The organism is Pelosinus fermentans DSM 17108 (genome assembly GCF_000271485.2).
Classification (GTDB): Bacteria; Bacillota; Negativicutes; order DSM-13327; family DSM-13327; genus Pelosinus; species Pelosinus fermentans.
Genome location: NZ_AKVN02000001.1, coordinates 2,362,069 through 2,387,766, shown reverse-complemented (window position 1 = coordinate 2,387,766; position 25,698 = coordinate 2,362,069). Strand labels below are relative to the sequence as shown.

Here is a 25,698-nt window from a genome sequence, read left to right as displayed (position 1 = left end):
GCCTATATGTCCTCATTTTTTAACAAGATCACAGTAATATTATCAAACCCACCAGCATCTTTAGCCTGATTTACTAATTGTTCTACAATAGAAGAAATTTCACAATCTGTTCTCTGCATTAGAGTACAGATATTCTGCTCACTGACCATATTGGTTAGCCCATCTGTACACATTAATACAATATCACCTGGCTTCCATTGTACAAAACCAGTATCAACTGTAATAAGGCAACTAGTACCAACTGCACGAGTCAACAAATTCCTTTTAGGATGAACATAGGCTTCATCTCTAGTTATGTTACCACTTTGAACCAATTCCCAAACTAAGGAATGATCATTTGTCAGTTGATTAAGTTTCCCATTACGCAAGAGATACATACGACTATCACCAACATGCCCCCAGTATATTATATCTCCATCTATATAAGAGGCTGTGACAGTAGTACCCATACCACTGAACTCTTCTTTAGACAGTGCCATTTGATATATTGAGGTGTTTGCCTGTATTATTGCGTCTTTTAACAATATTTCAAGATTATCCTTCCCCACATGCTCTTGAATATAAGCATTAACTGTACTTATTGCAAGCTTACTTGCAATTTCTCCAGCTACATGACCTCCCATGCCATCCGCCACAATAAATAAATGCGGCGGATCACAGATATAGCTATCTTCATTTGTTTCTCTAACCAACCCAATATCAGAAATTACATGTGCTAGCAATACCCCTCACCCCTTAAAGCTAAATGTTACCGCTCCAATTTTAATTAAATCACCATTTTTCAATAAAGTCGCCTCCACTATAGGCTGACCATTTAAATACGTTTTATTGGTACTGTTCAAGTCTGTCAGCAAATATCCCTGCTGTCCTTTATTAATACTCGCATGTTCATGAGATACAAATGAATCATCAATGATAATTCCATTTTGCTCATTACGTCCAAGGTATGTAATATCATCTAAAGAAAAACTATTCTGAGATAATTTAATGTGTCCGCTATCAACAACAAGCAAATTAGCCCGCTTATGAAAATTAAATTGATTACCTTCATTTCCTATTGATGATTTTTTTTGTCCTGCTCGGTCTAAATCAGTATATATAATTTTTATTACTTTGCTTAAAAAATAATAGATTAATCCAAGTAAACTATATTGTAATACTATTCCAATATAGTTGAAAAAAGCCTCCTTATTGGGCATTTAATTCACCTCATATAAAATAACAGTATTACCTATTTTTATATGATCACCATTTTCTAATTCTTTACGCATAATCCGATGATCATTAACATATGTGCCATTAAGGCTTTTAGCATCATATAAGATATGATTTTTATCCTCTACGATCACATAAGCCTGTAAACGAGATGTATTTAAATCCGTAAGTGGTAATTCATTACTGGCCCGTCGACCAATATTCACTCGGTTGTTCTTTACATCAACTTTTACTCCTATATCAGGCCCTTCCAGAACTGTTAATGTCCCTAATAAACATGGCTCCTTACCCATCATATTACATTCTACTTTATCAAACACACGAGTATCAGAGTCAAGATGACATCCGGGATCTTCACTTTCTAACTTATTTTCTTCTGGCAGTGGTTCACTAAAGAAACTAACCACGCGAAAATTACCTTTTGTAATCCCTATATCCTCATTAAACTCGATTACAGGTGTACCGATAATCGTATATTGCCTTTGCTCTGCCTGACCTGCTATGTAAAGGGATAGCTCTTTACAAATCGTCTGGCTATAAGAAACGATTCGACTGTAATCTGCATTATTTAAATAAACGATGTATAAATTAGGAACATAGGTTTTAGAAATACCCACCGTTTTTTCATCATCCATTGTCCTAACTAATTGCTTACCAATTTCAATAGGCTGTAACCCACTGGAAAATTTATTGTTAAAAAAGCCTTCAATATATTTTTCAAACATATTTTCTAAACTTCTCACAAACTTCATGTTATTACCTCACCAACAATTTAATCTATTTTATTATACGTTATATTATCAGCATAGTCAAAATAAGGTAATATTATCCCATTTTATTTAAATGTAACATAAAAGGACCTGGCTTGTACCAAGTCCTTATTTGGCAGGTATAGATCTCAACCATTTCTTTAGGCAATTTATATGATACTTTTGCTTATTAGAAAGTCAGGATACTATTTATTTTTCATTTAAAACTTTATTTCGAAGCTGTCCACAGGCAGCACGTATATCTGTTCCCATTTCACGACGAACTGTAACGTTAATTCTTCTTTCAAGAAGTATCTTCTCAAAGTGTTGAATTGTTTTGCTGTCAGGTCGTAATAATCCACGCTCAATTACTGGATTAACGGGAATCAAATTGACATTAGCCAGACGTCCCCTCATCAAAATCGCCAACTCTTTAGCATGCTCTATCTTATCATTTAGATCTGCAATTAATATATATTCGTATGTCACTCGCCTGCCTGTTTGTTCGGCATAAAAATCCCCTGCAGCCATAACCTCCGGTAGGGAATAGCGATTATTAATTGGCATTAACAAAGAACGTAATTCGTTATTCGATGCATGCAGAGAAATAGACAGCGTCAGCGGCAATCCTTCTGCTGCTAATCTGTTTATTTCTGGTACTAAACCAGATGTAGATAATGTTATGCCTCGATAGCTTAAGTGAAGGCTATATTCAGCATGGCATAATTTAATGAATTTTAAAACATTGTCATAATTGGCCAAGGGTTCACCTGATCCCATAATAACAATGGTATTCACAGCGCTTCCTTCCTGCTGCAATACTTTATTAATAAATAAAACTTGCGCCAACATTTCGCCACCAGTTAAATTTCTTGAAACACCATTTAAAGTGGATGCACAAAATACACAGCCCATGGCGCATCCAACCTGAGTTGATATACACACACTATTACCATAATGCTGGCGCATTAAAACAGTTTCCACAGCCATGCCGTCATGAAACTCCAACAAATATTTACTAGTCTTACCGTCTGACGATTGTTCAACAGCTCGCGCTATTACAGAATGAATAACAAAGTGCTCTGTTAATAATGTCCTATGTTTCTTGGATATATTCGTCATATCTTTAAAATCATAAACTCCATCCTGATACATCCATTTTGCAATTTGCCCAGCGCTGTATTTAGGCAAACCATAGGGCTGGATGACCGCTGCAATCTCCTCTATAAACATTCCAAAAATATTATTACTCATTTTAGTTCACCTATTTCACTCGCACTAAACGAGAAATGAAAAATCCATCTACATGATCAATATGTGGCCATAGCTGCACCATCTCAGCCTTATTTTCTGTAACTGGAAACATTTCCCCGGCGTGCTGCAAGGCAAAATCCGGATTTTCCTGCAAAAAATTGTTAACAACATCTTGGTTTTCTTCCGGCTCGGTTGTGCAAGTACTATATACTAAGGTGCCACCCAATTTTACGCACTGTGCAGCACTTTTTAAAATGGCCATCTGTAATATTGGTAATTCCTTAAACATATCCTCGGTCTTTCGCCAGCGAGAATCAGCTTTTCGCCGTAAGACTCCTAATCCAGAACAAGGCGCATCCACTAATACTTTATCCGCTTGTCTTGCATAGTTATCACCTAAGGTTGTCGCATCCAAACTCTGCACATCAATAATCGTCAGACCTAGCCGCTGAGCGTTCTCCTGAGTTAGAGCTAATTTATGATCATAAATATCCGTTGACAAAACGCGCCCCTTATTTCCCATTAATGTTGCGATATGGGTACTTTTACCTCCAGGTGCGCCACAAGCATCAATAATAAACTCGCCTGGTTTAGGAGCCAGAACGTGAGCAACTAACATAGAGCTTTCATCTTGTATTTGAAATAATCCATCACGTAACGATTTTAATGTACTAAGCGCTGGATAACTATGACATACAATTCCTTCTGGAGTCCATGCCGATGCTTCCGCACTCACACCTTCTAGATTTAAAATCTCTAACAGTTCTTCTCTGGTATTCTTCAGCGTATTGGTACGTAATGAAAGACCTGGAGTCACATTATTAATCTGGCACAACTCTTCGGCAGCATCAGCACCTAAACGTTTCGCCCATCGAGCCACCATCCATTGGGGATGAAAATATTTTAAGGCTAAAAATTGGACAATATTCTTTTCTCTGTCTGGATAAATTACTTTTTCAGGTCCACGTCCAGCGTTTCTTAACACCGCATTTACAAATTTCACAGTACCAGCATGTCCATATTTTTTTGTTAATTCTACTGCTTGATTGCAAGCTGCTGATACAGGAACTTTGGACAAGAAGAAGATCTGATACATTCCAATACGCAAAATATTCAAAATCACTGGCGCAACTTTGTTTAATGACCTAGTTACATAGTGACCGATAATCCAATCCAAGGTTTCACCGGCCTTAATCGTACCATATACTAATTCTGTAATAAATCGACGATCTTGATCAGAAATCTTGTGACGATTGAGCTCTCTCACTAAGGCTATGTTTGCATAAGCATGATTACTTGTCACATCATTGATAATTTTAAGAGCAATTTCACGTGCATCCATTTGTTCACCTTTACTACCTTTATTTTTTAAGAATAAAATCTTGTACCGCTTTCTCAACTCGCTTCATATCAATTCGCGTATTACAACATGGTCCATTTGGCCTTTCATTCAAAACACCAATAACAGGAATCGGAAACACATCTTGAATACCACTTGTCAAATCTCGTTCACAGGCAATGGCTAGAATGGCATGGGGACGCAATGTTTTTACCACCTTACGAGCTAATGTCCCGCCATTAGAAATTGCTACATGCACCCCAAATTTTTCTGAAATCGTCAGTAAATCGCCTACCTGACAAGCACCACATTTTCGACAATTACTAATATCGTGAGTCACTTTATATTGACACATCTCTTGTTGAATACAATGTGGTGTAAGAATTAAGAGTTTCTCAGGTGCAACCTTAATTCTTTTTTGCTGTATTAAGTAATTACTAACTTCAATAAAGGAACGTTCGACTCTTTCTTTTTCCACATCAAAGATTTTACCAATTCGAATGGCAAGGGGAAATAATAAATTAATAGCAGACCAAGCAGGTCCTTGGAATAAAGCTAGAGTAGAAAAACCTAAAATGGCTAGAATGATTCCACCAACTCCAATTCCAATGGCCAAGATAAATAATGCCAAGAAAACGCCAAGAATAATCGGCAAGTGAGTGCTGATATTTGCTAATCCTGGGAAGCTTACCATCCACAATCCATAAGTAGAAAGAGTAGCCACTAACAAACTAGCTACTATAAGTGCCAAAAACAAGCGTTTCTTGGGACGAGCCATCACCTCTATCATGAAAATTCACCTTCTATTCTAAGATATCGCCAACACTTAACCCATAACCACATATAAAATCAATTGCCCTCATACGACGCTTACTAGCAGGCTGAACTTCTAAAATTTCCAGCAAGCCCTGTCTTGTTTCTACTGCAAAACCTTCTGCAGTAATCTCTGCGATTCTCCCTGGCTGAGTTACTATATCATCTGTTGGATACGTCCTAGTTTGCCAGATTTTCAAGTTTTTATCTTGATAGAAACAATAAGCGCCAGGCCAGGGATTGAGACCTCTAACCAAATTATGAATGGCAACTGCCGGTACTTGCCAATTGATACGTTCTAATTCCCTTGTCAACATAGAAGCATAGGTAGCCTCTTCATTATTTTGTGCAATACGTGGAGCTTTTTTATCCACAATTAATTTCATTGTCTCACTAAGCACATTGGCTCCAATATTTTTTAACTTATCATGGATATCGCCAGTAGTATCCATTTCAGAAATAGATATCTTCTCCTTTAATATCATGTCCCCTGTATCCATGCCAATATCCATAAACATTGTGGTGACACCAGTTACTTTATCACCTTTAATAATTGACCAATGGATGGGTGCAGCTCCCCGATATAAAGGTAATAAAGATGCGTGCACATTTATACAACCCAAAGGGGGTAAATCTAATAGCGTTTTGGGCAATAACTGCCCAAAAGCAACAACAACAATGATATCAGGTTTTAAAGAGAACAACACATCTTGAAATACAGGATCTTTTACTTTATTAGGCTGCAATACAGGTATGTCATAGGAAATCGCGGCCTGCTTCACCGGGGACTCTGCCAGTTTTTGTCCTCGCCCTTTAGGGCGATCAGGCTGGGTTACCACTGCAACAACATTATATTCTTCTTTAACTAATGCATCTAAACAAGGAACAGCAAAATCTGGCGTCCCCATAAATACGACTCTTAATTTTGACATATCAATTACCCCTTATGAATGGTTTTTGCTTTTTCGATAAATAATATGCCATCCAAATGATCGATTTCATGCTGCAGGGCCCTAGCTAACAAACCAGTTCCTGTAATCGTTATATTTTTACCAAAACGATTTAAGCCTGTAACGGTAACTTCAGAAAACCTCTCAACTTCACCAAAAACCCCAGGAACACTTAAACATCCTTCATTACCCAATTCACAGTCTTCACTTTTTTTTATAATAATTGGATTTATTAATTCGATGAGTTCATCATCCACATCCAAAACAATAACCCTAAGAGATACGCCAACCTGCGGAGCGGCTAATCCAACTCCATCAGCATTATACATAGTTTGGGCCATATCATCAATAAGTTTCCTTATTTTTTTATCAACGCGAGCTACAGGCTCAGCTATTTCTTTTAATACTTTGTCACCAGCTTTTCTAATTTCCATACAGTTATAATACCCTCCTACCTTGGATAAATCCTGCCCAAATTTTATCATAGAACTATACAAAAATCCACGCCTATACTAAACAAATTATTCTACATGATACTAACAGGTTCCACATCAATCATAACATCTGGACGTATGGTTAATCCCATAGATGTTATGTAAGCCCTCACATTCGTGAGATCCTTTGCTTTTATAATGATATTCATACGAAATATATCATTAACTTTAGCAATCGGAGCGGGAAACGGCCCTATTATTTCTACAGTCTTACTTTCCGCCATTAAGCTTCGCAATTCTTTGATTATTTGCTCAGCCTGATTGCGAGCCATACTTTCTTCTTTAGCCTGAACTGTTAATTTTATGATTTGTCCATAAGGTGGATAACAAAGCGCTTTGCGGTACACAATCTCAGATTCATAAAAACTTTGATAATCCTGATTAGCTCCTGCCTGTACTGCATAATGCTCAGGATTATAAGTCTGTACTACGACCTTTCCTGCCTTATCACCGCGGCCTGCACGACCTGCCGCCTGAGTTAGCAACGCATATACGCGCTCCGCTGCTCTAAAGTCTGGTAAATTTAATATACTATCAGCTGCTATAATGCCAACGGCCGTCACATTTTTCACGTCATGCCCTTTAGCCACCATCTGTGTCCCCAGTAAAAGATCATATTCGCCTTTAGCAAATGCCTCTAAAATACGATCATAGGCCATTCTTCCACCTGTTGTATCCTGATCCATCCGCACTACGCGGATATGGGGAAACAATGTTACTATTTCCTCTTGCAGCTTTTGTGTGCCGGTTCCAAAAAAACGAATATAGCGGCTATTACATTCAGGGCAAATATCCGGAACCGTTTCAATACACTGGCAATAGTGACACTTCAGCTTCTTCCCTACAGAATGATACACCAGAGAAATATCGCAATGCTTACAACGTACAATATGTCCACATTCCCGACACATGACGAAGGTAGCATAACCACGACGATTCAGTAAAATAATAGCTTGTTCGCCACGACTTATAGTCTCTTGCAGCAGTTCTTGCAAGGGAAGTGATATGACACTTCGTCTCTTCTTACGCAATTCTTCCCGCATATCAACGATAGTGACTGCGGGCAAATTTGCATTAGCTATGCGCTTTGACATAAGTAGCAAGGTATGTTGGCCCATTTGAGTCTGAAAATAAGTCTCGATTGCTGGCGTAGCGCTGCCCATGATGACCACCGCACCAGACAAAGTAGCTCTCGTAATAGCGACTTGTCTTGTATGATAACGAGGTGTTTCTTCTTGTTTGTACGTAAATTCATGTTCTTCATCCATAATAATAATACCGACATCTGGCAAGGGTGCAAAAATAGCAGAACGTGCACCAATTACAATGCCAGCTTGCTTGCCTCGAAGTCGCTGCCAAGCATCATAACGTTCGCCAGTAGACAATTTACTATGCATCACAACAACATCATCTCCAAATCTAGCTTTAAATCTTGAGACAATTTGACTGGTAAGAGCAATCTCAGGAACAAGAACAATAGCTTGGCGATTCTTTTGACGCGCAGCCGCTACCGCTTCAATATACACCTGTGTCTTTCCACTGCCAGTAATACCATGCAGTAAAAACGATTGAAACTTTCTTGCTTCCATCTTTGGCATAATTTTTTCTAATACTTGCTGCTGCTCTGCTGTTAATGATATATCATTCTTTGCTTTACATATATCCGCATAACTATCACGTACCACTTGAACTTTTTCAAGTTTTATAAGACCGTCCTGTACTAATTTTTTTACAGTTTCATGACTGGTATTACTCTTTTTCAATTCATCAGATGCCAATTGCCCGTGATCTATCAAGTATTGGAGCAAACGGCATTGTGCTGGCTTTTTTGCCAACTTGCTAATTTGTTCTCGAGTTGCTTCAGCATCCATTAGTAAACTCATTATCGTTTTATAACGGTGTGTACCCATTTTTTTTGCAATTGATTCAGCGATTATGATCTTATTTCTCACTAAGTATCTTATTGCTTTCAAAACGCTTGGGCCAAATTTCTTTTCCAGTTTAACAGACAGAATAGGGCTGTGCGTCTCTATATATGACAGCACTTGGCTATATTCTGGATATTTAGCAGATAAGGCAACCAGTGTTGTTTCTGTATCCACTTCCATCTCGACAGAATAAGCAACAACACTTTTCACACCGGATTTTCCTGGAATAAATAAACGCATGGCATCTACTAAATTACAAAGATAATATTCACTAATCCATCTAGCTGTATGCATCATATGCTCGTCAAACCATTTGTCATTATCTAGTATATCGATAATTGGCTTTAACTCAATACGATTCGAGTCTTCCTCTATTATAATATCAATAACAAAACCTTCTAATTTACGATTACCAAAAGGTACTAAAACACGCCACCCTGCATCAACATAATCCAAATGATCAGGGATGCTATAAGAAAAAGCTTTATTAATATTTTTAGTTGTAATGTTTATTAAGACTTGAGCAATACGTTGCATATTTACCACCATTCGCTATTAATAGTCTTTTAAAGGTATTTCTTTTAGAGGATTCAGCTTGCCTATTTATATCTTAACACGATTTTATAGCATATAACTGCATTTTTACCTTCATAATTATCATAAAATTAAAAAGAGGGAAGCTCATTGTTCCCTCTTTTTTGGCTATAGCATATACAATTCCCATGAAATTCAGAAAAATCCTGCTAAAACAGCTAACATCCCAATTATAGATTAGCCTCTTTACGAAGGGTTTCTGCTTTATCGGTCCTTTCCCATGGTAAATCCACATCCGTACGACCAAAATGCCCGTAAGCTGCTGTTTGGCGGTAGATAGGGCGACGTAAATCTAACGCTTTAATAATACCAGCCGGACGCAAATCGAAATGTTTTTTAATAAGCTCAGCAATTACATCTTCATCCACCTTAGCAGTCCCAAAAGTTTCTACCATAATCGATACTGGATGAGCCATACCAATCGCATAGGCTAGCTGAATTTCACATTTATCTGCCAATCCTGCTGCAACAACATTTTTAGCTACATAACGTGCAGCATAAGCGGCAGAGCGGTCAACTTTGGTACAATCTTTACCAGAGAAGGCACCACCACCATGACGAGCCATTCCGCCATAGGTATCAACAATTATTTTGCGACCAGTCAAACCAGCATCACCTTGTGGTCCACCGATTACAAAACGACCTGTCGGATTGATATAGTATTTGGTTTTCTCATCTAATAATTCTGCTGGAACAATCGGAGCAATTACTTTCTCAATCAGATCTTTTTCAATGGTTGCCAGTTCAACTTCAGGACCATGCTGAGTTGATATAACAATGGTATCAACACGAAGAGGTTTACCGTCTTCGTATTCTACTGTAACTTGAGTTTTACCATCAGGACGCAGATAACTTACTTCCTCATTTTTGCGCACCTCTGCTAAACGCCGAGCCAATTTATGAGCCAGAGCAATTGTCAATGGCATGTATTCAGGAGTTTCATTGGTAGCATAACCAAACATCATTCCTTGGTCACCAGCCCCAATGGATTCAATTTCGTCCATTTGACCTCGTTTAGCCTCTAAAGACTTATCAACGCCTAAAGCAATATCAGCTGATTGTTCTCCAATGGAAACCAGCACACCGCATGTATCTCCATCAAAACCATACTTTGCACGAGTATAGCCAATTTCTTTCACCGTGTCCCGTACAATTTTTGGAATATCCACATAACAACTTGTAGTGATTTCACCAACTACATGTACTTGCCCTGTCGTAATAAGCGTTTCACAAGCTACACGTCCCATTGGATCTTTTGCCATGATTGCATCTAATACACTATCTGAAATTTGATCTGCTATTTTATCTGGATGACCTTCAGTAACTGATTCTGATGTAAATAAAACTCTCTTTTTTTTCACAAATCATACCCCCATTTTTAATAAACAATAAAAAACACCCATAGGGAGGGTGTTACACTCTCCCATCTTGCGGATTATTCCGCAGGAATTGGCACCGTTTTGGATTTCCAAATGGTTGCCGCGGTTTCATTGGGCCAATCCCTCCACCAACTCTTGATGAGCATATCATATAAAATTGTATCAAATTAAATACTAATGTAAAATAATGAAAAAATCAACCTATTTTCGACATTCTGCGAGAATTTTATCCAAAATAATGTTTGCCATGTGTTCTTTGGACATTTTGGATAACTCTTCAATCCGCCCATCACGGTATAACACTTTCGCTATATTGTGATCTGCATTAAACCCAACGCCTGGAACAGATACATCATTAGCAATAATCATATCCAGATTTTTTTTAGCTAGTTTCTCCTGCGCATGAAGAACCAGCTGCTGAGTTTCCGCAGCAAAGCCAATTAGCATCTGCTGTTTTTTCAACTGACCAAGTTCTAATAATATATCAGGGTTTCTTTCTAAGACAAGCTGTAATGTATCGCCAGTCTTCTTAATTTTGTGTTCTGCAGTACTTTGTGGACGATAATCGGCTACAGCAGCAGCTTTGATTACAATGTCACTCTCATTATAATGCGCCAATACAGCCGCCCTCATATCTGATGCGGCTTCTACATATTCGACTTTAATTCCGCAGGCAGCTTTTAAATTGGTAGGTCCTGATATTAACGTAACAGTTGCTCCTCTTGCAGCAGCAGCACTTGCTAAAGCATATCCCATCTTCCCGCTAGAGCGATTGCCAATATATCTTACAGGATCAATCGCTTCTTTCGTGCCGCCAGCCGTAATCAAGATTTTCTTTCCTCGAAAATCATTTTGAACAACTATCAACTGATGAACTTTCTCTAAAATTGTTTTAGAATCAGGTAAGCGTCCTATTCCCTCTACACCACATGCTAGCATCCCGCTCTCTGGTATCATAAAATGATATCCTAACTCTATTAAACTACTGATATTTTTTTGAACGATCGGATTTAAATACATATTGGTATTCATAGCCGGAACAAATAAAACCGGAGCCGTTGTTGCCATTACCGTAGTTGTTAACATATCATCAGCAATACCATTTGCTATTTTACCAATCACATTGCCTGTAGCAGGCGCTAATAAAAATAAATCCGCTCTACTTGCTAAGGCAATGTGCTCAACATTCCAGTTGGTAGTTTCAGCCCACATATCAACAACAACTGGCTGTCCACTTATTTCACGAAAAGTCAACGGCGTAACAAAGTTAGCCGCTGACTGAGTCATGATAACATATATATTGGCACCTTGCTTTTTTAATTGACTTACAAGATCTACTATTTTATAAGCAGCAATGCCGCCAGCAACACCAACTACAATATTTTTTCCTTTCAACATGGAAACCTCCTATTTTATACCACTTTTGGTCCGTTCATAGGAAATTTTATCTTGTGCAACTTCTTCTAAAGCGATCGTCACCTGCTTATTGGATTTACTCTCAACTAAAGAAGTCGCCCCGTCCATAATCTCACGAGCCCGTTTTGCCGCAAGTACTACTAAAGTGTATTTACTATCAACTTTAGTAACTAATACATCTAATGATGGATATATCATAGTAGTCCCCCTAATTTTTATTTATTTGATATTTGTTAAAATTTCTTTTACTATATTACAGTTTCGTACTACTTGACACTTTTCCGCTGTAATAATGGCAGCCACTTTATTCGTTGCTACTTGGACCTTATCATTGACTACTACATAATTATAATTATGTACATATGACAATTCATTATTAGCACAACTTAACCTATTTTTGATTGCATCTAAGCTATCTGTCCCTCGTTTATGTATGCGATTAGCCAATTCATCTAAAGATGGCGGTGCTATATAGACAAATACACCTTGCGGAAATTTTCTTTTAATCTGCGTAGCTCCCTGTGCATCAATTTCTAAAACAACATCCTTGCCATCATTTAGTAATTGTTTTACTTGGCGACAGGGTGTTCCATAAAAGTTCCCATAAACCTCAGCCCACTCTAATAGTTCATCATCTTGAATCATATTCTGAAACTCGTCATGAGATACAAACCAGTAGTTAACTCCATGTTCTTCTCCAACACGGGCTTTGCGTGTAGTAGCCGATATAGAATAATGCAACCCAGGATAAGTACGCAGCAATTCTTGACAAATTGTCCCCTTACCTGCTCCCGACGGACCAGATAACACAAGTAAAATTCCTTCTTTTGCCACAACTGCGACTCCTTTCATTTTCTGCTATTCTGCAGTGTCTTCACTCGTTTCTTTACTGGCAAGACGATGCGCTACCGTTTCTGGTTGCACAGCGGATAAAATAACATGATCACTATCGGTTATGATCACGGCTCGGGTACGGCGTCCATAAGTTGCATCAATCAACATCCCCCGATCACGGGCCTCTTGGATAATCCTTTTAATGGGTGCAGATTCAGGACTCACAATCGAAATAATTCGATTAGCAGACACAATGTTACCAAACCCAATATTAATAAGTTTAATTTCCACAAAAAATCCCCCTTACGTTTGTATCCCAATATATCTTATATTACTCTATGTTTTGAATTTGCTCTCTGACCTTCTCAATTTCACTTTTAATTTCGACTATGATATTAGCAACATTAAAATCATTGGCTTTAGAGGCAATTGTATTGGTTTCACGGTTAATTTCCTGCACAATAAAATCTAATTTTCTGCCAACTGCATCATCGGCATTCAATGCAGCCCGAAACTGCGTTAAATGACTTTTTAAGCGCACTAACTCTTCTGTAATACTGGTACGATCCGCAAATATAGCCGTTTCTTGTAGTAGGCGACCAGCATCAGGTTCTTCACCGATTGTAGCCAGCAATTCTCGCATGCGACTCAGTATTTTCTCTTTATATTCAACCAAAACCTGGGGTGCACGTTTTTCTACGGCAGTAATATATGATTCAATATCCGTAATACGCAAGACTAAGTCCTGCTGAATGTTTCGCCCTTCCGCTAAACGCATACTCATGAGATTAGTAAGTGCCATATCAACTGCCTGGGTTAGCTTCGGCCACAAGATTAAAACATCTTCCGTTACTTCTTCAACCTTAATCACATCTGGAAATTTAGCAATCTGCTGAATATTATCATTTACTGCTATAGAAAATAAATCCCCTAAATCTTTTAAAGCCTTATTATAGGCTATTGCTAACTCTTTGTCAATTCGCACAGCCTTTTTCTTTTGCCCATATTCATCCATCGTTATAAAAACATCAATCCGGCCTCTTGCTAGCAGGTTTGATACACTACGCCGGATTTTATCTTCAAGTGGCCCCAGATTTTTCGGCATCCGGATAACAATTTCATTATAACGATGATTTACTGCTTTAATTTCTACAATGAGTCGATGCTCATTATCCTGAAATTCTCCACGACCAAAACCAGTCATACTTTTAATCACGTAAAATGGCTCCTCTCTTTACGGATTTTATTATTAACGATAAAATCACAATTATCCAATTCTTTTATAAATACTTCTCCATGCTTCTCTTAAATCCCTTTTTCATTGAATATCTACACATAAAGGTTTTAATATGACTATTTTATTTTCTCCAAGTCAAAGTAAAAATTATGTTCTTTCTGATCATTCGTTCTAACCGATAATATTATAGGAAGGTCAGGCACAATATCTTTTTCAAAAAAATAAAAATAACATTGAGCATTAAATGTGGTTTGTCCTTTATCCAGATGCACTTTTTCTCCCTCTGCCGGTATTATCATTTGGTATGCCTTAATGACGTTATTATTTTGTTTGACAATAACACTAGCATCTTTTGCAAAATCCTCTTTATCTCCAAACAAAACTGTGCTAAAACTCAATAAGCCTGAGTAATTTTCTAATACTTCTTCGCTGTCTAGTATGGCAATATCATGACCATTTAAGCTTTTCTCCCTAGCATCTGTAGCAATTAACAAATAAGAAGTATATAAATAGGAGCGCTCAGTCACGCCATTTAATTTTTCAGCTTTTTCTTCATAAGAGATCCATGGCAACAAAAACTCTTGTAATGAATCTTTACTCCTTAATTTGCCATGATCCTGCGCCTCTTTAATTACATCTAAATTAATAGAAGAAATTGCTAATGTTTGGGTAACGAATAGTACTAAGAAAATAATTGTCAAAATAATAAATCTCATTTTAAGCACCTCACTTTATGAAGCATATTATTTACTGCAAATGATAAATCATAACAATCTCTTTATCACAACAACAAGTGGATAAAGAAATCCAACTTCATACATGCAGAGAAGTTGGATTCTTACTTTCTATACAAACCTTGACCAGATTGGATTTATAAGTATGTTCCCCGGAAAACTTCCACTGCAGGACCAGACATATAAATATGATTATCTGACCCCCATTCAATCAGCAACTGTCCCCCATCTAATTCAACAGTAGCCTGACGGTCTGTTTTTCCATTTAAAACGGCTGCAACTAAGGTAGCGCAGGCACCTGTACCACAAGCCATCGTAACACCAGCTCCTCTTTCCCAAACGCGCATACGTAAGTTTTGTTTATTTAATACTTGCACAAATTCTACATTTGTTTTCTTTGGAAAGGCAGCATGCGTTTCAATTTTAGCGCCGATATCGCTTAGGTTAATGCCAGTAATATCGTCAACGAAAAGGATACAATGAGGATTGCCCATTGATACACCAGTGATCCTATGTTCAGTGCCATCTATTTCTAAAACTTCATTAACAACCTGTTCATCTTCATTACCAACCATAGGTAATTCCCCACGTTTCAGACGCGGTTCTCCCATATCAACCCGTATAGTGCTAAGCACATCATCCATAAAGATTAATTCTGGCTTAATAAGACCTGCTTTTGTTTCTAGTGTAATTTTTTTCTTATTCGTTAAACCATATTCAAAAACATATCGAGCAATGCATCTTGTAACATTGCCACACATTTCAGCCTCACTGCCATCTGAATTAAAAATTCGCATTTGAAAATCCGCTACTGCTGAAGGCAAAATAACAACTAGCCCATCAGCACCGATTCCAAAATATCGATCACAAACCTGAATTGCCATTTCATTGTAATTGTCAATCTTTTCTTCAAGTCCATTAACAATTACAAAATCATTACCTAGTCCATGCCATTTGCTAAAATTAAACTTCATATTATATTCTCCTCATTATGAATTAAATAAATTATTTAATGTACCCGCCCCAAAACAGAACGTGATACACGTCTGCGGAAAAATAAATGTCTTGCAGCACTTATGATAAAGGTCCAGCCTGAGACAACTAAGATAACGACCCAATCGTCTAACCCTAGTGGAACAGTAGCAAAAATCTCTTGCATAAATGGATGATAAATAACTAGTAACTGCATTAAAAGAGAACAAAAGGTTGCTACTATCAAGTATTGATTTTTAAATATCCCAATTTCAAAGACATTATAAACTTCTGAACGACAATCAAAAACATGGAACATTTGAGAGAAAACCAACGTACAAAAAGCCATCGTTCTCGCTTCTGCTAAATCATTCTTTAAAAAGTACACTATAGCAAAAACAAATACTGTACTCAGACCAATTTGTAAACCTCGGGTAATAATCTTACGGCTGAGTCCACGAGAAAATACACTTTCTTTTGGATTTCTCGGCGGCCGATTCATAATGTCATGATTATTAGGATCAACACCTAATGCCATGGCTGGCAAACCATCTGTCACTAAATTAACCCATAAAATTTGTACTGGCAATAAGGGTAATGGTAATCCTGCAATGGTCGCAATAAACATCGTAAGGACTTCACCTAAATTACATGATAGCAAATAGCGAATAAATTTACGAATATTATCATAAATGCCACGCCCCTCTTCCACAGCAGCAACAATCGTTGCAAAATTATCATCGGCTAGCACCATAGAAGCAGCTTCTTTTGTAACATCAGTCCCAGCTGTTCCCATTGCAATGCCAATGTCCGCTTCTTTTATTGCCGGTGCATCATTCACACCATCACCAGTCATTGCAACGATATGCCCCTGCCGCTTTAAAGCTTTTACAATACGTAATTTATGTGCAGGAGATACACGTGCATAGACGGTAACACGATTAATAATGTTAGTTAACTCCGTATCGTCTAATTCATCAAGTTCGTTACCAGTCAGAGCCTGGTTTTTGTCTTCTTTAAAAATTTGCAGCTCTTTGGCAATCGCTACAGCCGTGTTGCGATGATCCCCCGTAATCATAACGGTCTTTATGCCAGCTTGCCGGCATAATGCAATCGCAGGCTTGACTTCTTGACGCGGAGGATCGATCATCCCGATTAGACCCACGAAAACCAGATCTTTTTCCAGTTCTTCACTCACATGGCTGGCTTCCATCTTAGTTAGCTGACGATATGCTACAGCTAATACTCTCAGGGCCTGGTCTGTCATTCTTTCATTGGCTGTCAGTATTTCAGCTTTTGCTTCTGACGTCAGCAGAACTTCCCCTTTATTGGTGCTATAATGCTGGCACATATCTAAAATGATATCCGGGGCACCCTTCACATAAATAATGTTTCGATTGTTTTTTTCATAAATAACTGACATTCGGCAACGTTCTGATTCAAAGGGTATTTCAGCTAATCGCTGCTGATGTTTTTCTGCCCCTGAACGCCATATGTTGGCTTTAGCAGCAGCAATCACAATAGCACCTTCTGTTGGATCGCCTTCAATGGACCAGCCGCCCTTCGCTTCACGACGCCATAAACCAGTTATCCCTATATTATTATGCTTTAAAATACTATTATTACACAATACACCAATTTCTAGGCAATGTAATAAACATTTATCCTTTGTAGGATCAAATTCCTGCTTGTTTAATAAAAAATTTCCCTTTATTTCATAGCCAGTACCGGTTACTTCATAAATATTTCCAGATGTAAAAATTCTTTTTACGGTCATAGCATTTTGAGTAAGAGTTCCAGTTTTGTCGGAACAAATCACCGTTGTACAACCAAGCGTCTCAACAGCAGGCAATTTTCTGATAATAGCATTGCGCTTTATCATACGTTGTACACCTAAAGCCAATGCAACTGTAACGATGGCTGGCAATCCTTCGGGAATCGCAGCCACTGCCAAACTAATTCCTGCCATACACATTAATAATAATGGTTCCCCTTTGAGCACGCCTGTCACAACAACTACTACACAAATCAGTAAACATCCCCATACTAACCAACGCCCTAAAGACTCTAGGCGTCGTTCCAGCGGTGTACTTTCATGTTCCACATCCTGAATCATATGAGCAATATGTCCCACCTCAGTTGCCATGCCTGTAGCGCAGACTACAGCCTTGCCTCGCCCTTTAACAATACTGGTTCCAGCATACACCATATTCTTACGATCACCCAAAGAACTGCTTTCCTTATATTCTTTATCTACGATTTTACGTACAGGCAGGGACTCACCGGTTAAAGTAGCTTCATCCACTTCCATATTTTTTACATCTATTAATCTGGCATCAGCAGCAATGCGATCCCCAGATTCTAAAGCCATAATGTCACCTGGCACCATTTCCCGCGCTTTTACTTGCTGCAGTATACCATTACGAATCACATGAGCCACCGGCGCCACCATTGTTCTTAACGCTGCCATTGATTTTTCTGCTCGATGTTCCTGAACAAAGCCTAATATGGCATTGATCATTACAATTGCTAAAATCGTTGCTGAATCGACATATTCTCCTAAGAATGCTGAAATGAGCGTAGCCGCTAGCAAGACTAAAACCATAAAATCCTGAAATTGGGCAAAAAATCGTTTCCACCATGGCGTCTTTTCTTTTTCAACCATTTCATTATAGCCAAATTCAGCGATTCTACTTTTTACTTCACTTGAAGTCAAGCCATCATGTGGATCTGTTCTCCAAAATTCAATTGCTTCTTGCGCTGTACGCGTATACCATTTATCAGCCACTATGCCACCTCGCTACCATGTGCTTTTTTTATTCATGTTATTCCTTTCACCCTCTAATTAGACCTAAATTGACCGTCCAATAGCAAAATGGTATACTAGTGAAAATTACAAAACATAGTTATCAATAGGAATCATAATACGTATTTTATTAAATGGAGGCTATCATATGGCTCTAGATGGATTATCTCTATCAACATTGCTAATCGAATTAAATAACAAACTTACAGGTGGCAGAATTGATAAAATCTTTCAGCCCGATAAATATACATTGCTTTTGTGGGTTAGGCAGACCAATGAAAATCTACGCTTACTCATCTCTGTTAATCCTAAGCATCCCCGTATCCATTTAACTGAAGCATCCTTGGAGAATCCAGCAACACCGCCAGCTTTTTGTATGTTATTACGAAAACATCTAGAAGGCGGCCGTATTGCTAACATCAACCAGCATAGCCTTGATCGCATTGCACTAATTTCTATTGATTTTCGTGGTGAAGACGGCACGATTACAACAAAAGATTTAACTGTTGAATTAATGGGTAAACATAGTAACATTATTCTCACACAAAATAACATTATACTGGATGCGATAAAAAGAATTGGCGCAAATTTAAGTCGTTCACGACAAGTTTTACCTCGAATGGAATACACATTTCCTCCTGGGCAAATGCGTTTAAATTTACTGACTGCGCCCATATCTGATTTTTTTAACGCAATAACGACTCTAGAAACACTTCTTGTTACGAAAGCTATGATTCAGGTAGGAATCGGCATTGGTCCTATAACTGCCAAGGAAATTCTTTGGCGAGCAGGTTTACCTAGTGATATTGCCACTCATAGCTTAGACAATGCAGACATACTTGCATTAAATGAAGCAACAAAAAGCATTATTACTTACATAAAATCGGGGGAATCACTCCCCACTGTAATGACAGGTTTAGAAAACGAACTGGCTGGCATCGCGTCTTTTCCATTAGAACATTTAGCTTCTAAATACACAGCTCATAACTTCTCTACTATGAGTCAGGCCGTTGAATTTACAGACAGCCTTTCCGGCAAAAAGCAGCTCCCTGAACAGACTATTTTATCAAAGCTTGTCATCGAAGAAAATAATCGTTTGCAGCGCAAAAAGCTAATTCTTGTACAAGAATTAGCTGATGCAGCCAATGCCGATTTTTTTCGTGAATGTGGCGATATTCTAATGGCAAACCTCTACAACCTACCGCAAGACCAAGATACAGTTACCTTGGAAAATTTATATAGCCACTCACTAGAAGGCAACAATATAATTATAAATTTTGATACAAGGCTTTCGCCATTAGAAAATGCTCAGTCTTATTATACAAAATATAACAAATTAAAACGTGCTAAAGAATCCTTGGATGGACAACTGCGTCAATGCATAGAAGAAATAGCCTATCTTGAGAGTATCACCGTTTCTCTTGAGCACGCCACAAATAGTTCTGAGCTTGGTGATATTCGAGAAGAATTGATTAGCACTGGCTATCTAAAACGTACGATAAAACGTCGTATGCCTATCCCTCCTTCTTCTCCTCTAACAGCCGTAACCCCGGATGGATTAACGATACTCATTGGAAAAAACAATCGCCAAAATGATATTGTTACCTTTAAGCAGGCACAACATAATGACATCTGGTTTCACACTAAAGATATCCCAGGATCTCATGTTATCCTAAGATCAGGTTCTCAACATCCTTCTCTGCAATCCATTGAAGCAGCTGCTCATTTAGCTGCCTACTATAGTAAAGCGAGTCAATCATCAAATGTACCTGTTGACTATACCCAACGACGTTATGTAAAAAAACCATCTGGTGCTAAGCCTGGCTTTGTTATTTATGATCACCAAAATACCATATATATTACACCTGATGAAAGAATAGTCGCCTCATTAGTAAAAAAGTAATTCTCTTTCTCAAAACTCAAATCAAGTCTTTTAATTAAAATTGTCAAATACCAAAGACCTTTGCTCGTGATTGTAACAGCAAAGGTCTTTGGTATTATTTAAAATCTATCTTTTTTACTCGGCAAATTCCTTAATTACTACTTTGTCAGCATCATCCACAGGCATTAATTGTACCCCAACCACTTCTTTACTGGAAGTAGGTACATTCTTTCCTACATAATCCGCACGAATAGGAAGTTCACGATGACCACGATCCACAAGAACGGCTAACTGAATAACTTTAGGCCGTCCAATATCAATAATCGCATCAAGAGCAGCACGTACAGTACGTCCAGTGTATAATACATCATCAATCAGTACAATTGTTTTACCACTAATATCAACAGGTATTTGCGTCTCATGCACGATCGGCTGATAGCTAAGTGTAGATAAATCATCACGATATAAAGTAATATCTAAAATTCCTACAGGCAGCTGCGCACCTTCAATGCGCTTTATTTCAGCTGCTAATCGTTCTGCTAAAGGGACACCGCGAGTTCTTATTCCTACTAAAATTAAGTCCTTAATCCCTTTGTTATTCTCAATAATTTCGTGAGCAATACGAATGAGCCCCCGTCTTATGGCTTGCTCGTCCATAATCACAGTTTTTTCTATTAAAGTACTCATAATCCTACCCCTTCCTAATTATATGTCTTTTGCCGTAATTCTTTTAAAATCATTTCCATATCTTCCGGTAAAGGCGCTGTAAACGTCATACTTTCTTCCGTAACAGGATGAGAGATTCTAAGTTCAGCAGAATGCAAAGCCTGCCCAATAATCGAAAAAGGCATGCGTCCAGGCCCATATTTCGGATCGCCAACAACGGAGTGTCCAATATAGGTCATATGCACCCTAATTTGATGTGTACGCCCTGTGAGTAATTTACATTCTACTAAGGTATAATCACCAAATCGTTCCATCACACGAAATTTCGTAGTTGCTTCCTTACTATTAGTAAAGGTTACTGCCATTTTTTTGCGTTCACTAGGATGACGCCCAATTGGTGCCTTAATAACACCATGATCCTCCTTAATATTTCCATATACAATTGCCAAATAACGCCGACTGGCCGTACGCTCCTTGATTTGCTTAGCCAAGCTCACATGTGCTCTATCACTCTTTGCAACCGCCATAACACCTGAAGTATCTTTATCTAGACGATGGACAATCCCCGGACGGGCGACACCATTGATGCCTGACAAATCTTCACAATGTTCTAATAAAGCATTTACTAATGTACCATTATAATTCCCCGGAGCAGGATGTACAACCATCCCCCGGGATTTATTAATAATAATAATATCATTATCCTCATATAAAATGGCAAGTGGAATTTCTTCCGCTGTTAATTCTAACGTTTTAATCTCAGGTATACTTACTTGAATGTCATCTAACTCTTGCACCTTATAATTGGCTTTTGCTATTTTTTTATTGACTGTAACGTCTCCACTACTGATAAGTCTTTGTACTGCAGAACGAGATATACCAGGCATTTGTTTAGTTAAAAATATATCTAAACGCTCTCCTGCTTGGGATTCACTTATATGATAGTACATTTCATTCCCCATTTGCTTCATCCTCTTTATGTAAATAAACCATAGTAAAAATAATACAACCTACGCCACATACAATGGCCGCATCAGCAATATTAAAAACAGGCCAAATACGAAAATCAAAAAAATCAATTACGTAACCTGTTTTGATGCGATCAATCACATTCCCAATTGCTCCCCCTACCAGCAAACCAGTACCAAAGCGCAGTAAGCTATATTTCTTTGGTATCCGCGGATAAAAATAAATCGCAGCTGATACTAGGATAATTGCCACTATTAAAAAAAATAACGTTTGATGCTCAAACAACCCAAAGGCAGCTCCTGGATTTAAAACATAGGTAATATGGAAAATATCATTAATCACAGGTATAGACATCCCCAAAGTCATATGTGTTTGAATGTAAAATTTAGACAACTGATCCATTATCACCACGAATACTACTATTAATATAGGCACTAATCTTCTCTCCTATCCTGTACATAACATTTTTATTGCATATAAAATAAATTTTCATCTACTAATTGTTATCACAATTATAAGCTTACTATATATAATAAACAAAAATTGGTCAAAGGTAAAGTTTTTACTCCTTACGTATCGTTACCTCCGGCCAATTGGTGACTGAACTTTTGGCAAAAAGAAAAGCTCAGAAATTCTGAGCTTTTCTAGTGAAATCATTTTTAATTTCACTCAAAGATGACTAAGGCTGGTGCCTATGTCTATGACTTAGTATATCCCAAGTCATTTGCTTTAATTATGTTACTTATTCTGGGCTAATTGCTCCCACTGGACAGGTTGCAGCACAAGAACCACAGTCAATACATTTTTCATCGATACTATATTGAGTATCGCCTTCAGAAATAGCTTCAACCGGGCAAACGGAAGCACAAGCGCCACATGAAATACAGCTACTATCAATTTTATACATGAAATTCACCTCCTATGTAGATCACTGTATACCATTATACTATATACTAACAAGAAATCACATAACTAATATCATATTTAATATGATATTTTTACATTATACTTATACTTTCCTTCTAGAAACTTATAAAATTTATTATATACATTTCCCATGGTTATTCTTTATCAGGAAAAAACCTTCGTTCTATATCCTCGCTGAAATAATACCCAAAAGCACCGGTGGCAAGCAACAAAGAAGTAATAATAACCGTGGCACGAATACTATGTGTAAGATTTTCACCGATAACCGAATATATGAAAATCGCAGGCGCTTGGCCAATTGCCGTTGCTATTGCAAATTGACAAAAAGAAAGAGTCGTTAATCCAACACCATAGCTTATCACCTTAAAGGGAATAATGGGTGTCAAGCGAGTAATAAATACAGCAAATATACCATGCTTATGAAGAAATGCATCTGCTATCTTTAAAAACTTGTTATTTATGAATTTTTCAACAATTGGTCGTCCATACCATCTTGCAATAGCAAAATCTAAACATGCTCCAAGTAATGCTCCCAGCCAGGAATAGACTGCCCCATACTGCCAGCCAAAAATCCAAGCATTAGTAATAGTGATTGCTAATCCTGGAACAAAGGGGATTAGCGACTGCAGAGTCATTAACAGAATACTGCACAAAGGTGCCCAAAAACCATAGGACAAAATAAATTGACGTAATCCGTCAAAGTCACGATCCCATAGTAAGGAAAATCCACTTTCAAAAAATTCTTGTATGCCAGGCAAATATAAATATCCTATTACAGCAATAACCAATACCCCAAGTCGATATATAACACCTTTCGCTATCATCATTGGTGTTGCCATAAAAACACCTCCCAGCAAAACTACCCCTTCACCGATGGATTCTATAATATATTACGCTACTATCTTTTTACTTTGACACACGTAACTCCTGCTGCGAATTAAAAAACTGGGCTAAAAATTATCGCCCAGTTTTTTAATTTAACTCATACGTTTATTTTTTGAAGCAATGAATTCTGTAATTATTTCTTTCATGGACTTCCATCTCTTTCTTTTACAGGAATAGCGTCTGCCGGATCAACAATTCCTTGCTGCTCATCACTATTATTGAACAACTTTTTGTAATTGCGGCTTCCAGGAATATCCTGGGGTGTATCAGAGCTGCCATAACGCATGACCGCTTGTAAAGCATCCTCACCATCAAAACCAATAAATTCATTTTTATCATGATCTAAAAAATTTTGTTGAAAAGGTGGCGTTAGCACCTCTTCTTCTAAAGGTCTTGGGATAGAATCTACAATATCGTATTGCTCCTGACATTGTATACATTCGTTAGCCCAAGGAATAGCCTCTAACCTAGCTACAGGTATTTCTTTGCCACAGGTACTACAATATTCATAGTTTCCATTATCCATTTTCTTAAGAGCTTTTTCCACTCGCGACAATAAAACCCGGGCATTATCTTTTAAAGCAATATCTTTACTGCGTTCAAATAATTCATCGCCAATATCAGCAGGATGATTATCACAGACTGATAATTCTCCCGTTGAATAGGATAAACTTGTTTCTAACCCTGATTCTTCCAAAGAAGTAATTTGCTTTAGTAAGTCCTGCTTCTCTTCGTATAATCGTTTTGCTAACTCTTTATATTTTGCAGCATCCAAAGTACCCTCTCCTAATGAATAATCTTCGTTACTTCACCGATTCTGAGTCTTTCTTTGGCAGGTCTATCGGCTTCGTTGCTATACCCTAAACAAAGAATAGCCACTGCTCGAAGTCTAGGAGGAGCTTCAACTGCTTGCTGGATTTTGATTTCATCAAAAGCGCCAATCCAACAAGTAGAAATCCCCAGTCCATAAGCTGCTAAAATCATATTTTCTGCGGCAACCGCAGTATCTTGCAAACAATATAATTGAGCACCACGCTCACCATATTTTTCATTAGAGCGAGCTGGGTCAGCTAATATAACAATACTCACCGGTGAATTTTCAATTTGATTTTGCTCAAAACAAGCTTCAGCAACTTTTCTTTTAATTTCCTGATTTTTTATTACATAAAAATACCATGGCTGCAAATTTCCTGCACTAGGAGCCCAGCAACCCGCCTCTAAGATTCTTGTTAGGGTAGGTTCAGGTATATCCTGCTGCAGAAAATTTCGAACGCTATGACTTTCCCTCATACAATCAAAAACATCTTTCGTCATACATAAACACTCCTATTTCTTTAAAATTTTCCATTCTTCATTTCTACAATGTGTATAATATCTGCTACAAAGTTTCCAATACCCGGTATGTTGAGTAAAATAAGTTGATGTAATAAGTTTAATACCATGGCAAAAAATACAGATGCTCCAATGGCAATGCCTAATCCCCGTGCGATTCCAGCAATAAAATTGATGAGTATCAGTTTTCCTGGCCGCTCGAGAAGTTCCATATATTCAGCAATGCGCATTGACTCTAAATGACATATCAATCTTTTTAATTGTACTGAAATTACATCTTGCTTTTCTTGTTGTTCCACTAAACATACCTCCAATTCTATTAT

The 25,698-nt window shown here is 37.8% G+C and carries 27 protein-coding genes and 1 riboswitch; of the genes, 1 reads left to right on the top strand and 26 read right to left on the bottom strand.

Annotated elements, in window-relative coordinates; translation table 11 throughout:
- Positions 1 to 2: 2 nt before the first annotated feature.
- The 18 genes from FR7_RS10870 to FR7_RS10785 all read right to left on the bottom strand — a co-directional run bounded on the left by FR7_RS10870 (position 3) and on the right by FR7_RS10785 (position 18,696).
- Positions 3 to 722, bottom strand: coding sequence for a Stp1/IreP family PP2C-type Ser/Thr phosphatase (locus FR7_RS10870; protein ID WP_007934653.1), 720 nt, complete (start codon positions 720 to 722; stop codon positions 3 to 5).
- Positions 723 to 728: 6 nt separating this feature from the next.
- Entirely contained in the window at positions 729 to 1,199 is a 471-nt protein-coding gene (locus FR7_RS10865) for an FHA domain-containing protein (protein WP_007934654.1), read from the bottom strand.
- Entirely contained in the window at positions 1,200 to 1,967 is a 768-nt protein-coding gene (locus FR7_RS10860) for an FhaA domain-containing protein (protein WP_007934659.1), read from the bottom strand.
- 207 nt (positions 1,968 to 2,174) lie between these two features.
- Positions 2,175 to 3,218: a dual-specificity RNA methyltransferase RlmN gene (rlmN, locus tag FR7_RS10855; RefSeq protein ID WP_007934660.1), complete on the bottom strand. Its 1,044-nt coding sequence runs from the start codon at positions 3,216 to 3,218 to the stop codon at positions 2,175 to 2,177.
- 10 nt (positions 3,219 to 3,228) lie between these two features.
- Positions 3,229 to 4,560, bottom strand: a complete 1,332-nt coding sequence (gene rsmB / locus FR7_RS10850; protein WP_007934661.1) for a 16S rRNA (cytosine(967)-C(5))-methyltransferase RsmB — start codon at positions 4,558 to 4,560, stop codon at positions 3,229 to 3,231.
- Between the two features lie 19 nt (positions 4,561 to 4,579).
- Positions 4,580 to 5,347, bottom strand: coding sequence for a DUF116 domain-containing protein (locus FR7_RS10845; RefSeq protein ID WP_007934662.1), 768 nt, complete (start codon positions 5,345 to 5,347; stop codon positions 4,580 to 4,582).
- A gap of 13 nt (positions 5,348 to 5,360) precedes the next feature.
- A complete protein-coding gene (fmt, locus tag FR7_RS10840) occupies positions 5,361 to 6,302 on the bottom strand; it encodes a methionyl-tRNA formyltransferase (protein ID WP_007934663.1) in 942 nt (313 codons plus the stop codon).
- A 5-nt stretch (positions 6,303 to 6,307) separates the two neighbouring features.
- Complete coding sequence (gene def, locus FR7_RS10835) at positions 6,308 to 6,805, bottom strand: peptide deformylase (protein WP_007943171.1); 498 nt, start codon at positions 6,803 to 6,805, stop codon at positions 6,308 to 6,310.
- A 41-nt stretch (positions 6,806 to 6,846) separates the two neighbouring features.
- Positions 6,847 to 9,279 (bottom strand): primosomal protein N', encoded by a 2,433-nt coding sequence (gene priA, locus FR7_RS10830; protein ID WP_007934665.1) that lies wholly within the window; start codon positions 9,277 to 9,279, stop codon positions 6,847 to 6,849.
- A 227-nt stretch (positions 9,280 to 9,506) separates the two neighbouring features.
- On the bottom strand, positions 9,507 to 10,697 hold the full coding sequence (metK, locus tag FR7_RS10825; protein WP_007934666.1) for a methionine adenosyltransferase: 1,191 nt from the start codon (positions 10,695 to 10,697) through the stop codon (positions 9,507 to 9,509).
- A gap of 59 nt (positions 10,698 to 10,756) precedes the next feature.
- A riboswitch (SAM riboswitch) is annotated at positions 10,757 to 10,860 on the bottom strand.
- Between the two features lie 56 nt (positions 10,861 to 10,916).
- Positions 10,917 to 12,113, bottom strand: a complete 1,197-nt coding sequence (coaBC, locus tag FR7_RS10820) for a bifunctional phosphopantothenoylcysteine decarboxylase/phosphopantothenate--cysteine ligase CoaBC (protein WP_007934667.1) — start codon at positions 12,111 to 12,113, stop codon at positions 10,917 to 10,919.
- A 9-nt stretch (positions 12,114 to 12,122) separates the two neighbouring features.
- Positions 12,123 to 12,329, bottom strand: a complete 207-nt coding sequence (gene rpoZ, locus FR7_RS10815) for a DNA-directed RNA polymerase subunit omega (RefSeq protein WP_007934668.1) — start codon at positions 12,327 to 12,329, stop codon at positions 12,123 to 12,125.
- Positions 12,330 to 12,350: 21 nt separating this feature from the next.
- Entirely contained in the window at positions 12,351 to 12,965 is a 615-nt protein-coding gene (gene gmk, locus FR7_RS10810; RefSeq protein ID WP_007934669.1) for a guanylate kinase, read from the bottom strand.
- 24 nt (positions 12,966 to 12,989) lie between these two features.
- Complete coding sequence (gene remA / locus FR7_RS10805) at positions 12,990 to 13,256, bottom strand: extracellular matrix/biofilm regulator RemA (protein WP_007934670.1); 267 nt, start codon at positions 13,254 to 13,256, stop codon at positions 12,990 to 12,992.
- Between the two features lie 40 nt (positions 13,257 to 13,296).
- Entirely contained in the window at positions 13,297 to 14,181 is an 885-nt protein-coding gene (locus FR7_RS10800; RefSeq protein ID WP_007934671.1) for a YicC/YloC family endoribonuclease, read from the bottom strand.
- Positions 14,182 to 14,318: 137 nt separating this feature from the next.
- On the bottom strand, positions 14,319 to 14,918 hold the full coding sequence (locus tag FR7_RS10795; protein ID WP_007934672.1) for a hypothetical protein: 600 nt from the start codon (positions 14,916 to 14,918) through the stop codon (positions 14,319 to 14,321).
- Between the two features lie 155 nt (positions 14,919 to 15,073).
- On the bottom strand, positions 15,074 to 15,910 hold the full coding sequence (gene dapF, locus FR7_RS10790) for a diaminopimelate epimerase (protein ID WP_007934673.1): 837 nt from the start codon (positions 15,908 to 15,910) through the stop codon (positions 15,074 to 15,076).
- Positions 15,911 to 15,945: 35 nt separating this feature from the next.
- Positions 15,946 to 18,696 carry a calcium-transporting P-type ATPase, PMR1-type gene (locus FR7_RS10785; RefSeq protein ID WP_007934676.1) on the bottom strand — a complete coding sequence of 917 codons (2,751 nt, stop codon included), beginning with the start codon at positions 18,694 to 18,696 and terminating at the stop codon, positions 15,946 to 15,948.
- A gap of 166 nt (positions 18,697 to 18,862) precedes the next feature.
- Between FR7_RS10785 and FR7_RS10780 the strand changes: the two genes are divergently transcribed.
- A complete protein-coding gene (locus tag FR7_RS10780) occupies positions 18,863 to 20,617 on the top strand; it encodes an Rqc2 family fibronectin-binding protein (RefSeq protein WP_007934678.1) in 1,755 nt (584 codons plus the stop codon).
- Between the two features lie 114 nt (positions 20,618 to 20,731).
- Here the strand turns inward: FR7_RS10780 and pyrR are convergent, their stop codons facing one another.
- The 8 genes from pyrR to FR7_RS10740 form a co-directional block, all read right to left on the bottom strand.
- Positions 20,732 to 21,283, bottom strand: coding sequence for a bifunctional pyr operon transcriptional regulator/uracil phosphoribosyltransferase PyrR (pyrR, locus tag FR7_RS10775; protein ID WP_007934680.1), 552 nt, complete (start codon positions 21,281 to 21,283; stop codon positions 20,732 to 20,734).
- A 14-nt stretch (positions 21,284 to 21,297) separates the two neighbouring features.
- Positions 21,298 to 22,224, bottom strand: a complete 927-nt coding sequence (locus FR7_RS10770; protein ID WP_007934682.1) for an RluA family pseudouridine synthase — start codon at positions 22,222 to 22,224, stop codon at positions 21,298 to 21,300.
- Complete coding sequence (gene lspA, locus FR7_RS10765; protein ID WP_007934690.1) at positions 22,214 to 22,666, bottom strand: signal peptidase II; 453 nt, start codon at positions 22,664 to 22,666, stop codon at positions 22,214 to 22,216. Before lspA ends, FR7_RS10770 begins: the two co-directional genes overlap by 11 nt.
- 307 nt (positions 22,667 to 22,973) lie before the next feature.
- The gene (locus tag FR7_RS10760) at positions 22,974 to 23,138 is read right to left on the bottom strand and encodes a DUF362 domain-containing protein (RefSeq protein ID WP_007934692.1); all 165 of its coding nucleotides are present in this window, start codon (positions 23,136 to 23,138) and stop codon (positions 22,974 to 22,976) included.
- 154 nt (positions 23,139 to 23,292) lie between these two features.
- A complete protein-coding gene (locus FR7_RS10755) occupies positions 23,293 to 23,997 on the bottom strand; it encodes a TVP38/TMEM64 family protein (RefSeq protein WP_007934693.1) in 705 nt (234 codons plus the stop codon).
- Between the two features lie 188 nt (positions 23,998 to 24,185).
- Positions 24,186 to 24,818, bottom strand: coding sequence for a TraR/DksA C4-type zinc finger protein (locus FR7_RS10750; RefSeq protein ID WP_007934695.1), 633 nt, complete (start codon positions 24,816 to 24,818; stop codon positions 24,186 to 24,188).
- An 11-nt stretch (positions 24,819 to 24,829) separates the two neighbouring features.
- Positions 24,830 to 25,357 carry a nitroreductase family protein gene (locus tag FR7_RS10745; protein WP_007934696.1) on the bottom strand — a complete coding sequence of 176 codons (528 nt, stop codon included), beginning with the start codon at positions 25,355 to 25,357 and terminating at the stop codon, positions 24,830 to 24,832.
- Between the two features lie 20 nt (positions 25,358 to 25,377).
- Positions 25,378 to 25,674, bottom strand: a complete 297-nt coding sequence (locus tag FR7_RS10740; RefSeq protein WP_007934699.1) for a DUF5665 domain-containing protein — start codon at positions 25,672 to 25,674, stop codon at positions 25,378 to 25,380.
- Between the last annotated feature and the right edge of the window lie 24 nt (positions 25,675 to 25,698).

Coding starts and splice junctions, on each gene's coding strand:
- FR7_RS10760 (WP_007934692.1), bottom strand. CDS start 23,138: ATGTATAAAATTGATAGTAGCTGTATTTCATGTGGCGCTTGTGCTTCC.
- priA (WP_007934665.1), bottom strand. CDS start 9,279: ATGCAACGTATTGCTCAAGTCTTAATAAACATTACAACTAAAAATATT.
- FR7_RS10755 (WP_007934693.1), bottom strand. CDS start 23,997: ATGGCAACACCAATGATGATAGCGAAAGGTGTTATATATCGACTTGGG.
- fmt (WP_007934663.1), bottom strand. CDS start 6,302: ATGTCAAAATTAAGAGTCGTATTTATGGGGACGCCAGATTTTGCTGTT.
- rsmB (WP_007934661.1), bottom strand. CDS start 4,560: ATGGATGCACGTGAAATTGCTCTTAAAATTATCAATGATGTGACAAGT.
- FR7_RS10795 (WP_007934672.1), bottom strand. CDS start 14,918: ATGAGATTTATTATTTTGACAATTATTTTCTTAGTACTATTCGTTACC.
- pyrR (WP_007934680.1), bottom strand. CDS start 21,283: ATGAGTACTTTAATAGAAAAAACTGTGATTATGGACGAGCAAGCCATA.
- FR7_RS10860 (WP_007934659.1), bottom strand. CDS start 1,967: ATGAAGTTTGTGAGAAGTTTAGAAAATATGTTTGAAAAATATATTGAA.
- FR7_RS10865 (WP_007934654.1), bottom strand. CDS start 1,199: ATGCCCAATAAGGAGGCTTTTTTCAACTATATTGGAATAGTATTACAA.
- def (WP_007943171.1), bottom strand. CDS start 6,805: ATGATAAAATTTGGGCAGGATTTATCCAAGGTAGGAGGGTATTATAAC.
- FR7_RS10845 (WP_007934662.1), bottom strand. CDS start 5,347: ATGATAGAGGTGATGGCTCGTCCCAAGAAACGCTTGTTTTTGGCACTT.
- coaBC (WP_007934667.1), bottom strand. CDS start 12,113: ATGTTGAAAGGAAAAAATATTGTAGTTGGTGTTGCTGGCGGCATTGCT.
- FR7_RS10780 (WP_007934678.1), top strand. CDS start 18,863: ATGGCTCTAGATGGATTATCTCTATCAACATTGCTAATCGAATTAAAT.
- FR7_RS10770 (WP_007934682.1), bottom strand. CDS start 22,224: ATGGGGAATGAAATGTACTATCATATAAGTGAATCCCAAGCAGGAGAG.
- rpoZ (WP_007934668.1), bottom strand. CDS start 12,329: ATGATATATCCATCATTAGATGTATTAGTTACTAAAGTTGATAGTAAA.
- rlmN (WP_007934660.1), bottom strand. CDS start 3,218: ATGAGTAATAATATTTTTGGAATGTTTATAGAGGAGATTGCAGCGGTC.
- FR7_RS10745 (WP_007934696.1), bottom strand. CDS start 25,357: ATGACGAAAGATGTTTTTGATTGTATGAGGGAAAGTCATAGCGTTCGA.
- dapF (WP_007934673.1), bottom strand. CDS start 15,910: ATGAAGTTTAATTTTAGCAAATGGCATGGACTAGGTAATGATTTTGTA.